Origin of the sequence: Actinoplanes subtropicus, assembly GCF_000721705.1 — a bacterium.
Lineage (GTDB): Bacteria > Actinomycetota > Actinomycetes > Mycobacteriales > Micromonosporaceae > Actinoplanes > Actinoplanes subtropicus.
In genome coordinates, this window is record NZ_JOJL01000027.1 from 266,144 (window position 1) to 278,637 (window position 12,494).

The 12,494-nt window shown below is 72.1% G+C and carries 10 protein-coding genes; 3 read left to right on the forward strand and 7 right to left on the reverse strand.

The annotated features are described in order from the left end of the window. Positions 1–20: 20 nt before the first annotated feature. On the forward strand, positions 21–446 hold the full coding sequence (locus IH26_RS0134680; RefSeq protein WP_030440486.1) for a tautomerase family protein: 426 nt from the start codon (positions 21–23) through the stop codon (positions 444–446). An 80-nt stretch (positions 447–526) separates the two neighbouring features. Here IH26_RS0134680 and IH26_RS0134685 read toward each other — a convergent pair whose 3' ends face one another. Both IH26_RS0134685 and IH26_RS54355 read right to left on the reverse strand, forming a co-directional pair. Then, entirely contained in the window at positions 527–1,027 is a 501-nt protein-coding gene (locus tag IH26_RS0134685; protein WP_051809056.1) for an AAA family ATPase, read from the reverse strand. A 294-nt stretch (positions 1,028–1,321) separates the two neighbouring features. Further along, positions 1,322–1,951 carry a GGDEF domain-containing protein gene (locus IH26_RS54355; RefSeq protein WP_051809057.1) on the reverse strand — a complete coding sequence of 210 codons (630 nt, stop codon included), beginning with the start codon at positions 1,949–1,951 and terminating at the stop codon, positions 1,322–1,324. Positions 1,952–2,192: 241 nt separating this feature from the next. Here IH26_RS54355 and IH26_RS0134695 point away from each other — a divergent pair, with 241 nt between their 5' ends. After that, on the forward strand, positions 2,193–2,399 hold the full coding sequence (locus IH26_RS0134695) for a DUF397 domain-containing protein (RefSeq protein ID WP_030440489.1): 207 nt from the start codon (positions 2,193–2,195) through the stop codon (positions 2,397–2,399). Positions 2,400–2,402: 3 nt separating this feature from the next. Here the strand turns inward: IH26_RS0134695 and IH26_RS0134700 are convergent, their stop codons facing one another. The 3 genes from IH26_RS0134700 to IH26_RS0134710 form a co-directional block, all read right to left on the reverse strand. After that, entirely contained in the window at positions 2,403–3,188 is a 786-nt protein-coding gene (locus tag IH26_RS0134700) for an SAM-dependent methyltransferase (RefSeq protein WP_030440490.1), read from the reverse strand. Continuing rightward, positions 3,181–4,017 (reverse strand): helix-turn-helix domain-containing protein, encoded by an 837-nt coding sequence (locus IH26_RS0134705; RefSeq protein WP_051809059.1) that lies wholly within the window; start codon positions 4,015–4,017, stop codon positions 3,181–3,183. Before IH26_RS0134705 ends, IH26_RS0134700 begins: the two co-directional genes overlap by 8 nt. A gap of 99 nt (positions 4,018–4,116) precedes the next feature. After that, positions 4,117–6,423 carry a putative bifunctional diguanylate cyclase/phosphodiesterase gene (locus tag IH26_RS0134710; protein WP_030440492.1) on the reverse strand — a complete coding sequence of 769 codons (2,307 nt, stop codon included), beginning with the start codon at positions 6,421–6,423 and terminating at the stop codon, positions 4,117–4,119. A 109-nt stretch (positions 6,424–6,532) separates the two neighbouring features. On the opposite strand from IH26_RS0134710, the gene lysX reads away from it, so the two are divergent. Then, a complete protein-coding gene (gene lysX / locus IH26_RS0134715) occupies positions 6,533–9,856 on the forward strand; it encodes a bifunctional lysylphosphatidylglycerol synthetase/lysine--tRNA ligase LysX (RefSeq protein WP_051809061.1) in 3,324 nt (1,107 codons plus the stop codon). Here the strand turns inward: lysX and IH26_RS56400 are convergent. Next, complete coding sequence (locus IH26_RS56400) at positions 9,804–10,949, reverse strand: hypothetical protein (RefSeq protein WP_030440494.1); 1,146 nt, start codon at positions 10,947–10,949, stop codon at positions 9,804–9,806. The genes lysX and IH26_RS56400 overlap by 53 nt on opposite strands. Positions 10,950–11,192: 243 nt before the next feature. Continuing rightward, positions 11,193–12,416: a cellulose binding domain-containing protein gene (locus IH26_RS0134725; protein WP_245665779.1), complete on the reverse strand. Its 1,224-nt coding sequence runs from the start codon at positions 12,414–12,416 to the stop codon at positions 11,193–11,195. Between the last annotated feature and the right edge of the window lie 78 nt (positions 12,417–12,494).

A 12,494-nucleotide genomic window follows, 5' to 3' on the forward strand; every position in this document is an offset into this window, starting at 1 on the left:
ACCTAGTTATGGAGGAACTCATGCCCCTGACCGTCACGGCGCCGCACGGCGTCCTCACCGCGAGCGGCCGGCACCAGATCATTCCCCTGCTCAGCGCGGCCGCGATCGAGGTCAGCGGGGCGACCGGGAACGACTTCTTCACCCCGATCGTCGGCGGCCACGTCCAGATCGTCGAGCCCGGCGACGTGTACGCCGGCGGCAGCACCCGTCCCCTCGTCGTGGTGCGGCTGGATCTGCCGAACATCGGCCTGGGCACCGTGGAACTGCGGGCGGCCTTCATCAAGGCGGCCACCGAGATCGTCCAGCAGTGCGCCGTGCCCTGGCACGACCCGGCGAACACCTGGGTGAACATCTTCAACGCCCCGGACGGCGGCTGGGGCGTCGGCGGCCGCGCCTACCCGGGCGACGACCTGATCGCCGAGATCACCGCGGCCGCCCAGCGATAGCCGAGGCCCCGGACGGCGAGCGCCGTCCGGGGCCTACCCGGGATCAGGGCCGGATGATGACGGCCGGCGCATGGGCGGCCTCAGGCTTCGGGGCGGCGGTCGCCGCAGGTGGACGACGTGTGGTGGCCGCGGAGGAGTTGGTGCTGGGAGCGGATCGTCGGTTCGCCGATCAGGCGGCCGCCGGCGCCGCCGCGTTGCTTGTCGCGGGCTATGCACTCCTCGACGTCCACGTCGGTCATGTCCCAGATCACCAGGTGGGCGGCGCAGCGGGCGGCCAGGTGGCGTACCTCCTCGAGGTAGTGGGCCTGCAGGAAGAGGTCGTCGCACACCACGTCGATGCCGGAGCGCAGGAGCGCCTCGATCGCGGCGTTCACCACCAGCTGCTCCCGCTCGGCGTAATGCATCGTGTAGGCGGCATCGCTGGTCAGCACATGGGGGTGCAGCATCGCCGCGATCTGGTCGGTGCCGACCCGGGCGCGGTGTTCCGGGTCCTCGGCGACCCAGCGCAACGCCCGGGTGGTCTTACCGGCCCCGGGCAAGCCCCGTGTGACGATCAGCGTTGCTCGGCGCGACACCATCATCCCGGCTCCTCTCGCCGCCTACGGTGGTCAGGGTGGTGGTGGCCGGGTAATGGCCCGTCCATAAGGTTCTAAGGGCACCGCGCCCGCCGGTGGAGATGTTTTGGACAACTCGCGATTCGCCCCCACGCGAGACCCCGGAAAACGATGCCATCCGCCGCGCATACACGCTGTCATCTGCTGGTCACGCGGACGCGGGAATCGAGAATTGCAACAGGAAGTGTCGGCACGATCACCATCAGTGAATGGCTCGCGCAATTGTTGCTTTCTACCGAAATGGCGGAGAGCGGAAACTCTCTAGTTGCGGTCCCAGGCGACGTATGTGCGGTGGCGGTTCGCCTTCGCGTGATACATCGCCAGGTCGGCGCGGCGGATCAGCTCGGTCATCGTGGCCGGCTCGCGGGTGCCGGTGGCGACGCCGATCGACGCGGTGACGACGAGGCGGTGGCCGGCGATCGTCATCGGCTCGGCGACGGCCGACCAGATCGCGCCGACCAGGGCCGGCCAGTCCTGGTGGGCGCCGGCCAGGGACGACTCGGTGAGGACCGCGGCGAACTCGTCGCCGCTGAGGCGGACCGCCAGGTCGTCGACCAGGCAGCCGGAGAGCCGCCGCCCGACCGTGCGCAGCACCTCGTCGCCGATGGCGTGGCCGAAGCGGTCGTTGACCGGCTTGAAGCCGTCCAGATCGAGCACCAGCACCGCGTACCGGCCGGCGTTGCGGAGCATGGACGGGCCGACGGTGTCGAGCAGCCGGCGGTTGGCCAGGCCGGTGAGGTCGTCGTGGTGGATGGCCCACCACAGGGCGTCGCGTTCGGACTCGAGCCGGGCGACCCGCGCGCGCAACCGCGCCAGCTCGGCCTCGGCTGACTCCTCGCCGCACGGCGAGGAATCCGGCGCCGCGGCCGCGAGGCGGTCGGCGATATCCATTGACGCCCCCTATGACCACATCGGAGGGTCATTATTCTTGGTCAAACTTCCACCGTGCAAGATTTCACGGTGCAGAAGTTCGGTCTGACCTCTCGCAGCCGCTTGGGGCCATCGCTTACGCTCGGTGCGCAACATTTCATGACGAAAGAAGAAGGGAACGCGACGCCTATCCTTTGCGTCGTATGTCCGAATAGTACAGCGGTCGGAGACCCCGATCACGTCACGAAGAGTGAGCAGCAAGATGCATGACGACAGTAAATGGATTATGTCGAGCCGGTCGACCGGCAACGGCGGCAGCTGCGTGGAGGTGCGGCGGCACGCGGGCCTGATCGAGGTGCGCAACAGCAAGCGGCCCGAGGCGTCCACCGTGCACTTCACCGTGGAGGAGTGGGACTCGTTCCTCGACGGCGCCAAGAAGGGCGAATTCGACCAGCTGCTGACGGGCTAAAAGCTAGGGCTTGCGGCCGACGCCCGCCCAGATACCGCCCAGGCCCGGGTTCTCGATCCGTTCGGCGACGGGGCCGGGCCGCCACTCCTGCGCCCAGACCACCCCGGGCTCGAGCAGGTCGAGCCCAGCGAACAGGCGCTCGACCTGCGGGCGGAACCGGGTCGTGCCGGGGGTCGAGGTGCGCTGCCGGTAGACGTCCTCGGCCGGGGTGAACTGGTCGAAGCTTTCCTTGGCGGTGTGCGAGATCACGAAATAGCTGCCCGCGGCGACGGACCCGATCAGCGTGGCCACCGCCTCGTCCGCGACCCGGTGCTCGGGGACGAAGTGGAGGACGGCGGCCAGGACGACCCCGATCGGCTGGTCGAAGTCGAGCAGCCGGCGCACCTCGGGGTGCTCGACGATGGCCCGCGGTTCCTGCACGTCGCCGCGCACCGCCACCGCCCGGTCGTCGCCGTCCAGCAGGTCGATGCTCTCGGCCACCGCCACCGGGTCGAGGTCGGCATATGCCACCCTCGCCTCGGGGTGGACCCGCCGGGCGATGGAATGCACGTTGTCGACGGTCGGGATGCCGGAGCCGATGTCGAGGAACTGCCGGACGCCGGACTCGGCCAGGTGCCGGACCGCGTTCACCACGAACGCGCGGTTGGCCCGCGCGGCCGCCGGAATGAACGGGAACCGCTCGATGACCGCGTCCGCGGCCTCCCGGTCGGCCGGGAAGTTGTGCACGCCGCCGAGGTAGTAGTCGTACATCCGCGCGGCGGTCGCCGGCTTGCGCGAGGAGTCAGTCATGTCGGTCCATTCCGCGGAAGTCGGCGATCGGCACGGACGCCTCGCAGACGAGGTCGAAGATGCGGCGGTACTCCTGCACCTCGTCCGGCTCCTCGAGGTACACCGCGCCGACGTGCGACTCGAGGTAGACGACGTCGGGATCCTCCGGGTCGTCGAAGTCCAGGATGCGGAACGCGCCGGCCATGGCGGCGTGCGCCCCGGCCGTCCACGGCAGCACCCGGATCTCGATGTGGCCCTGCGCGGCGAGCTTGCACAGGTGCTCGACCTGCGCCGCGAGCACGGCCGGGCCGCCCACCTGCCGGGTCAGCACGCCCTCGCCGAGGACGGTGACCAGTTTCGGCTTGGGGTAGCGGGCGGCCAGCGCGGCCTGGCGCTGCAGCCGCAGCTTCACGTGCCGCTCGGTGGCGTCGCCCTCGACCTTCTCGGCGCCGTAGATGGCCCGGGCGTACTGCTCGGTCTGCAACTCGCCGGGGACGACCTCACCCTCGTACGTCCGGATCGCGGCGGCGCTCGCCTCGAGCCCGACGTAGAGCTTGAACCAGTCCGGGATCGAGGGGTTGGCGTCCCACCACTCCTCCTGGGAGGTGCCCAGCGCGAGGTCGGAGAGCGCGTTGGCGACGCTTTCGTCCACCCCGTACAACCAGCAGAGCGCTCGTACGTTGGCGACGGTCACCGGGACCTTGCCGGTCTCGATGCGGTGCAGGGTCGGCTCGGAGATGCCCAGCTTGGCCTCGGCGACCTCGCGCCGGCTCTTGCCGGTCGCCACCCGTAGCCGGGTCAGCCGGCGGCCCAGCGCCCGGCGCACCACACGCTGACCGGTGACCGGCACGCCTACTCCTCCGAACTGCGGCCACGAGACCGGGCGGGCAATGTGGCCAACACCATACCGCCGAGATCCTCAGGACCGAAAGTGCACACGCGAACACGGTCAGAGACGCGGCGTCACCGGCTGCTGCCGGGCGAGCAGCCGGGACACGTCGGCGGCGGTCATCGGCTCGCCCAGGTGGAAGCCCTGGCCGACGGTGTAGCCGAGGTCAAGCAGCGCGGTCACCTGCTCGGCGCTCTCCACGCCCTCGGCCACCGTGTCCAGGCCGAGCGCGTGCGCGAGCTGGATCACCGCGCGGGCGACCGCCTGCCGGGCGTCGGCGGCGCCCGGGTGGCCGTCGTCGATCTCGATGCCGTCCACGAACGACTTGTCCAGCTTGACGATCGCGGCCGGGAAGGCGCGCAGCAGGCTCAGCGACGACTCGCCGGTGCCGAAGTCGTCCAGGGCGAGCCGGATGCCCATCCGGTCGAGCTCGTACAGCGCCCGGGAGACCTGCTGGCCGCGGAGCACCGCCGACTCGGTCACCTCCAGCACCAGCCGCTCGCAGGGCAGCCCGCTCTCGGCCAGCGCGCCGGCCACGTCGGACACGAAATCGGGGTCGTGCAGCTGGCGCGCGGAGACGTTCAGCCCGGCCTCCGTCAGCGCGTCGGCACCGAACTCGGCCAGCCACGCCGCCGCCTGGCGGCAGGTCTCGCGCAGCACGAACCGGCCGAGCGGCACGATCAGGCCGGTCCGCTCGGCGGCCGGGATGAACTCGGCCGGCCCGACCAGGCCACGGGTCGGGTGCTGCCAGCGGACCAGGGCCTCCACGCCGATCAGGGCGTTGCCGGCGAGCCGGACGATCGGCTGGTAGACCACCCGGAACTCGTCGTTGTCCAGGGCGCGCCGAAGCTCGCCGCCGAGGCGCATGTGCGCCAGGACCGGCTCGCCCATGCCGTCGGCGTAGCGTACGAAATCGGCCTTGCCTTGCTGTTTCGCGGTGTACATGGCGACGTCGGCGTCCCGCAGCACCGCGTCGGCGGTCGCGCCCGGCTCCGCGACCGCGATGCCGATGCTGGCCTGCACCAGCAGCCGATGCTCGCTGATCGGGTGGGTGAGCGCGGCCAGCAGCCGCCGGGCCAGCTCCTCCGGGTCGGGACCGGCGCCGGTCAGCAGCACCGCGAACTCGTCGCCGCCGACCCGCACCGGCAGGCCGCCGTAGCCGACCTCGGCCTGCAGCAGCCGGGCGACCGAGACCAGCAGCCGGTCGCCGACCCCGTGGCCGAGCAGGTCGTTGACGGTTTTGAAGTCGTCCAGGTCGACCAGCAGCACCACGACCCTGCCGCTACCGGTCAGCGCGGCGGCCAGCCGCTCGCGGAACAGCGCCCGGTTGGCCAGGCCGGTGAGGCCGTCGTGGCTGACCTCGTACTGCAGCCGGGCCTCCTGCACCCGGGTGTTGCGCAGCAGCCGGGCGTTCTCCCGGTACGCCAGGTACTGCCGCACCGTGACCAGCGCGGTCACCACCACCGCGGCGATCAGCGCGATCCGGACCGGCCAGCGCAGCGGCGCGCCGAAGGCGACCGCGACCAGCGGCACGTCGACCGCCGCCACGGCCAGGTACGGCAGCAGCACGTCGGACCGGGACGGCCGGCGGCGCGGCCCCGGATCGGCCCGCCGCTGCGCCGCGACGCCGAGCGCGACCAGCACCGGGCCCAGCGGCATCACGATCGCCTGGGCCGGGACGCTGGCGAGATAGCCGAACCGGACGGCGAGCACGGCCACCACCCCGGCCGGGACGCCGCCGGAGGCCGCCACGAGCCGGATCGCCGCGCGGTCGACCGGGCCGCCGGCCACGTACGACACCTTCGTCGCGGCGGCGACCGCGGCCAGCAGCAGGAGCCCGACCAGCAGCGTCGCCTGCCGGCTCCAGGGCTCGCGGGCGGAGAGCATCGGGGCCAGCGCCGCGTACCAGAGCACGGCCGCGCAGCCGAGGAACGCGATCGTCCGGTCCAGCGCCATGCGCCACCGCTCGACCCCGCCGGTGGGCGCCACCGGCACCCGGGCGAACGCCCCGACGGCGATCACGCAGCCGGCGGCCACGCAGGCCGCCACCGGGACCGGCATGCTGCGCGTGCGGGCCTCGGCGGCGTGCGCGAACATGTCGGCGGCCAGCCACGCGTACCCGATCGTGATCACGCCGATGGCGAGCTCGATCGTGCGCCAGAAGCGCCGGGCGACCGGGTCGAGCCCGGGGTCGCGGCCGGCCAGCCGGTGCACGGCCACGCCGGCGAGGGCGGTGCCGGCCGGGACGAAGACGTACGCGAGAACCTCGCTCCCGGCGCCGACCGTCAGGAAGAGCACGCACCAGACCGTGCCCAGGGCGGCGACGGCGGCGGTGGCCAGCACGTACCGCTGCTCCTCCCGAGTCACGGAGCCGACACTATCGGTCCGGATGTGGAGCCGATCTCCCCCGAACGTTCGACGTTCTCCGAGTGGCCTCGACGCGACTGGCTAACGTCTCCTTGTGGTTCGCACAGAAATGGGTCCGCACGGGTGGCGCGACCGCTTCGCAGCATGGCCCGGACGCCTGGTCACCCTCGCCGGCATCTGGGTCCTCATCAGCTTTCCGTTGCGCTCGTTCCACTGGACCTGGTGGGTCGACTACGCCTTCGGCCTGTTCAACATCCCGGCCGAGCCGAACCTGTTCATCGCCGCGGCGATGCTGGTACTGGGCAGCGCCCTGCGGCGCCGGCTGCGGGCCGCGTACTACCTGCTGCTGGTCTACCAGGTGCTGGCCACGCTGGAGGATGTCATCACGGCGGCGTTCGGCCTGGCCTACTGGAACGACCCGGCGGAGGTCGACCTCGACGTCTCCCGCGCCGTGCTGGTGCTCACCGTGGTGGCCGTTCCGATCGGCCTGACCGTCACGGTCCTGCTGTGGCGGGCCCGGGCGGCCTTCCCGGCCCGGCTGGCGCACGCCTCCCGGCGCACGGCGCTGGCCGTGCTGGCCGCCGGGCTGGCCGCGTCCTGGGCGCTCGCCTTCGGCCTGACCTGGCTGTTCCCGCACAGCCTGCGCGGCGCCGGCGAGCGCGCGCTCTGGGCCAGCCGCACCGCCCTCGGCCTGGACACGGCCGGCGGCACCGTCGGGCTGCACCAGCACCACGGACACCACTGGGAGGCGATCGTCGCCTCGACCATCTCCGCGCTCGTCCTCTTCGGCGCGATCAGCGTCTTCCTGCGCTCGGCGCGCGCCGCGCAGTACATGACCGCCGAGGCCGAGGTGCGCGTACGCCGGATGCTGCTGACCGACGGCGAACAGGACTCGCTGGGCTACTTCGCGACCCGCCGGGACAAGTCGGTGATCTTCTCGCCGGACGGGCGGGCGGCGGTCACCTACCGGGTCGTCGCCTCGGTGAGCATGGCCAGCGCCGACCCGATCGGCCATCCCGGCTCGTGGCGGGCGGCGATCGACGCGTGGCGGGCCGAGGCGCGCCGGCACGGCTGGTTCCCGGCGGTGCTCTCGGCGAGTGAGGAGGGCGCCCGCGCGTACGTGCAAAGCGGTTTGAAAGCCCTCACCATCGGCGATGAGGCCATCCTCGAGACGGCCGCGTTCACGCTGCAGGGCAAGATCATGAGCCCGGTCCGGCGGGCGGTCACCCGGGTCCGCGACGCCGGCTACACCGGCCAGGTCCGCCGGCAGGCCACGATCGGCGCCGCCGAACTGGCCGAACTGGACGAGCTCGCGGCCGCCTGGCGCGGGGACGAGACCGAGCGCGGCTTCTCGATGGCGCTCGGCCGGCTCGGCGACCCGGCCGACGAACGCTGCGTCGTGGTCACCGCCCGCGACCCCAGCGGCCGGATCCGCGGGCTGCTCACCTTCGTCCCATGGGGCGTCCGCGGCCTCTCGCTCGACCTGATGCGCGCCGACCGGAAGGCCGAGAACGGCCTCACCGAGTTCATGGTCGCCGAGCTCATGGCCGCCTGTCCCGACCTCGGCATCCGCCGGATCTCGCTGAACTTCGCGATGTTCCGCTCGGTGTTCAGCTCGGCGGACAGCGTCGGCGCCGGCCCGGTGACCCGGCTCAGCGACGCGGTGCTCTCGGTCGCGTCCCGGTTCTGGCAGCTGGAGTCGCTCTACCGGGCCAACGCCAAATACGTGCCCGCCTGGTATCCGCGGTTCCTCTGCTTCGACTCCTCGCTCACGCTCAGCCGCGCCGCGCTGGCCGCCGGCATCGCCGAGGGTTTCCTGCCGTCGTTCGCCCCGCCGGCGCCGGATCGCGGCGGCGAGATCGTCGACGTCGTGCGGGCCCAGGAGCAGGAGTTGCTGCGGCCGCCGCGGCCCCAGCGCCGGCTCAGCGAGCAGCAACGGGCCCGGCTGGAGAAGACCGAGCGCCTGATCAAGCTCGGCCACGAGCCGTATCCGGTCTCGGTGCCGCACACCTCCTCGCTCGCCGAGGTGCGGGCGGCGCATCTGACGATCGAGCCGGACGCGCGCACCGGCGAGCGGGTCTCGGTGGTCGGCCGGGTCCGTGCGCTGCGCGATCTGGGCGGCGTGCTCTTCGCGGTGCTGCAGGACGGCCCGGTCACGTTGCAGGCCATGCTCACCGACGACGCGACGCCGCCGGCGGTCGCGCACCGGTGGCGGCAGACGGTCGACCTCGGCGACCACGTCAGCGTGACCGGCGAGGTGATCGCTTCCCGCCGCGGCGAGCTCTCCGTCCTCGTCGACGACTGGACCATGGCCGCCAAGTGCCTGCGCCCCCTGCCCGATCTGCACTCCGGCTTCACCGATCCGGAGGCCCGGCTCAGCCAGCGCCACCTCGACCTGCTGGTCAATCAGGACGCCATGCAGGTGCTGCGAGACCGGAGTGCCGCGGTGAAAGCCTTGCGTGATGCGTTTGCCGTACGGGGGTACGCCGAGGTGGAGACCCCGATGCTGCAGGCGGTGCACGGTGGCGCGGCGGCCCGGCCGTTCCGTACCCACATCAACGCGTACGACATGGAACTGTATTTGCGGATCGCGCCCGAGCTCTACCTGAAACGGCTCTGCGTGGCCGGGATGAAGAGGGTCTTCGAGCTCAACCGCAACTTCCGGAACGAGGGCGTGGACGCCACCCACAACCCGGAATTCACCTCCTTGGAAGCGTACGAGGCGTACGGCGACTACAACTCGATGCGGGAGCTGACCCGGGAGATCGTGCTTGAGGTGGCCACGGCGGTGCACGGGCGGCCGATCGCCCTGCGGCCCGAGGGGCTGGTCGACCTGAGTGCGCCGTGGCCGGTGCTGACGGTCCACGAGGCGGTCAGCCGGGCGGCCGGGGCGGAGCTGGACTCGGCCACGCCGGTCTCGAGGGTCCGCGAGGTCTGCGAGCGGCACGGCGTGCACGCCCCGGCCGAGGCGACGGCCGGGGAGCTGGTCGTGGAGCTGTACGACACGCTGGTGGAGAAGCAGACGACGTACCCGACCTTCTACACCGACTTCCCGCTGGAGACGTCGCCGCTGACCCGCACCCACCGCACCGACCCGCGGCTGGCGGAACGGTGGGACCTGGTCGCGTTCGGAATGGAGCTGGGCACCGCGTACTCGGAGCTGATCGACCCGGTCGAGCAGCGCGAACGGCTCACCGCCCAGTCGCTGAAGGCCGCGGCCGGCGATCTGGAGGCGATGCAGCTCGACGAGGCGTTCCTGACCGCATTGGAGTACGCGATGCCACCGACTGGCGGGCTGGGGCTCGGCGTGGACCGGCTGGTGATGCTGCTGACCGGCACGGCGATCCGGGCCACGCTGGCGTTCCCGTTCCACCGGCCGCTCAGTCCCCGTGGTGGTGCCGGTGGGTCGCCGGGCGGCGGTCCTCTCCGTTGAAGGCGAACGCGATCTGCGGGGTGAAGGCGTCGGTGGTGGCGTCGGTCTCGCCGAGCACGACGATGCGCTCGCCGGTGGTCAGGGTGGAGACGTCGACGGTGGAGCGGCCGTTGAGGACGATCGGCACGCTCGTGAGGTCTACGGTGGTGGGCTGGTCGGTCCCGGGGTCGGAGCCGTCGCTCGGGTCGGTGCCGTCGCTCGGGTCGGTGCCGTCGGTGGGGTCCGTGGCGGTCGGGTCCGGCTCGTCGGCCGCGGTGGTGTTACCGCCGTGCCGGTTGCCGTTGTGCCGACTGCCGTTGCCCTCGTTGCCGTTGCCCTCGTTGCCGTTGCCCCGGCCGTCGTTACCCCGGTCGCCGTCGTGCCCGCCGCCGTTGCCTTCGTCGCCATTTCCGACATTTCCGTTATTTCCGTCGTCGCCACCGTCGCCCCACTCGTTGCCGAGCGTGACCACGCTGCCGGAAATATCGGAAATGTCGCCCGCCTCGGCGATCGGGGGTGTCGTGTAGGCGTCGACGGTCGCCGCGACGACGTTGGTGCCGTCGCGCTCCCCCAGGACGATCACGAACTCGTCCTCGGCGACCGTCCCCGCGGCGCCGTCCACCGCGACGGTCGCCGCCGACGTGTCGACGGTCAGCGTGTTCTGGTCGTCGCCGAAGTCCTCCCCGCCGGCCGCCGACGTCTCGTCGAGCGTCAGCCCGGTCGCCGTCACCCCGCTCACCACGCCGAGGAACACCTCGGCCGGCTGCGGCTGCGCCACCTCGCTGCTGGCCACCAGCGTCAGGCTCTTGCCGGACTTCGCCGCGCTGCCGCTGATCGTCACGGTGTACCCGACCAGGCTGGCGCTCGACTTGCCCTTGCCGGCCGGCCGCTTCACCGTGACCACCGTGTTGGCCGGCAGGCTGGCCTTGCCGACCTTGAGCTGGCGGGTGAGCACCCGCAGCGTCTTCGGCGTGGAGGCGACGACCAGGCCCTGCACGGTGAATTTCTGCGGCTTCGGCCGCCTGCCGGCGGCCATCGCCGGGGTCGAGACGGTCAGGGCGGCCACGACGGCGGCGGCCACGGCGACGGTACGCCGGGGGAAACGGTGCAGCACGGATAGGCCCTTCGGTGGGGAGTCTCGGGGGGCGGCCGTCCGTGGCCCGCGACCACCACGCTACGTGTTCGAGCGGTCGCCGTCCGCAGCCGGAAGCGCTTTGCTACCGGCCTGCACCGCCCCCTCCCCCGTTCGTCCGAGCCCGCGTGACCGCCCGGCCCGAGCCAGGGGTGCGCTCAGGCAAGGGGCAGGTGCGCTCAGGCAAGGGCAGGTGCGCTCAGGCAAGGGCAGGGTGCGCTCGGGCTAGGCCAGCGCGCACGTCTCGGCCGGGACGGTGTTGGTGGCGGCCCAGGCAAGGGCAGGGTGCGCTCGGGCTAGGCCAGCGCGCACGTCACGGCCGGGACGGTGTTGGTGGCCGGCCGGGACGGTGTTGGTGGCGGCCGACGAGGCCAGGAAGCCGAAGGTCGCCGTTCCGCCGGGCGCCAGGCGGCCGTTCCAGTCGGCGTTGCGGGCGGTCACCGTCGCGCCGGACTGGGTGACGGTCGCGTTCCACGCCTGGCTGACGGTCTGGCCGTTGGCGAAGCCGAACGTCGCGGTCCAGCCGGCCGAGGTCGACGCCGAGCCGTTGGCCACGGTCACCTCGCCCTGGAAGCCGCCGGTCCACTGCGAGACCACCCGGTAGGTCGCCGTACAGGCACCGGCCGGCGCGGTCGTGGGCGGCGTTGTGGGAGCCGTGGTGGGCGGCGTCGTGGGCGTAGTGGTGGGTGGCGTCGTGGGAGTCGTGGTGGGCGGCGTCGTCGGCGGGGTCGTGGGCGTGGTGCCGCCCAGCACCCGCGCCACCACCGGGTACCAGGCGTCGGACATCTTCTGGAAGCCGGTGTCGTTCGGGTGGACGCCGTCGACGTTGTCGGCGACCGCGTCGTACCCGGTCCACAGGTCGGCGAGGACGATCGGCGACTGGGCGGTGGTGAGGCCCGCCGCCCACGCCGGGAGCGCGTTGTTGAGCGCCACCACATCGGCCGGGCAGGTGCTGCACGCGGCCGCGCTCATCGGGATGATCTGGGCGACGACGATCTTCATGGCCGGGTTCTGGGCGCGCATCTGGCCGACCAGCTTGGTGAAGGCGGTCAGCTTGTCCGCCAGCGGGATGTAGCCGCCCCACATGTCGTTGGTGCCCAGGTGCATGAGCACCACGTCCGGCCGGGCGGCGGCCAGCCACGGCGGCAGCTGGTCGTTGCCGGCGATCCCGGTGGCCGAGTAGCCGCCGTGCCCCTCGTGATCGAAGTCGTACGAGTAGCCGGGGTTGCAGCCGCCGCCGTCGGACTGCGTACCGACGAAGTCGATGTTGGTGTATCCGGACGTCTGCAGCCGGTGCCACAGCTTGGCCCGCCAGCACCCGGGCCCGGCCGTGATGGAGTCCCCGAGCGGCATGATCCGCACCGGGCCGGCGGCCTGCGCGGGCGGCGCCGCGGCGACGACGCCGACGAGCACCAGCAGGACGGCGAGCAGGAATCTTCGCGGCAGCACGGCAGTCCCCTTTATCGACGTGGGTGAATGGGAGCGCTCCCAAAGCATTGCCGTCCTCTCTGGACGAGTCAAGGGGCG

What these genes read in the sequence shown, in the direction of transcription:
- IH26_RS0134680 (WP_030440486.1), top strand. Translation starts at nt 21, where the DNA reads ATGCCCCTGACCGTCACGGCGCCGCACGGCGTCCTCACCGCGAGCGGC.
- IH26_RS0134685 (WP_051809056.1), bottom strand. Translation starts at nt 1,027, where the DNA reads ATGATGGTGTCGCGCCGAGCAACGCTGATCGTCACACGGGGCTTGCCC.
- IH26_RS54355 (WP_051809057.1), bottom strand. Translation starts at nt 1,951, where the DNA reads ATGGATATCGCCGACCGCCTCGCGGCCGCGGCGCCGGATTCCTCGCCG.
- IH26_RS0134695 (WP_030440489.1), top strand. Translation starts at nt 2,193, where the DNA reads ATGCATGACGACAGTAAATGGATTATGTCGAGCCGGTCGACCGGCAAC.
- IH26_RS0134700 (WP_030440490.1), bottom strand. Translation starts at nt 3,188, where the DNA reads ATGACTGACTCCTCGCGCAAGCCGGCGACCGCCGCGCGGATGTACGAC.
- lysX (WP_051809061.1), top strand. Translation starts at nt 6,533, where the DNA reads ATGGGTCCGCACGGGTGGCGCGACCGCTTCGCAGCATGGCCCGGACGC.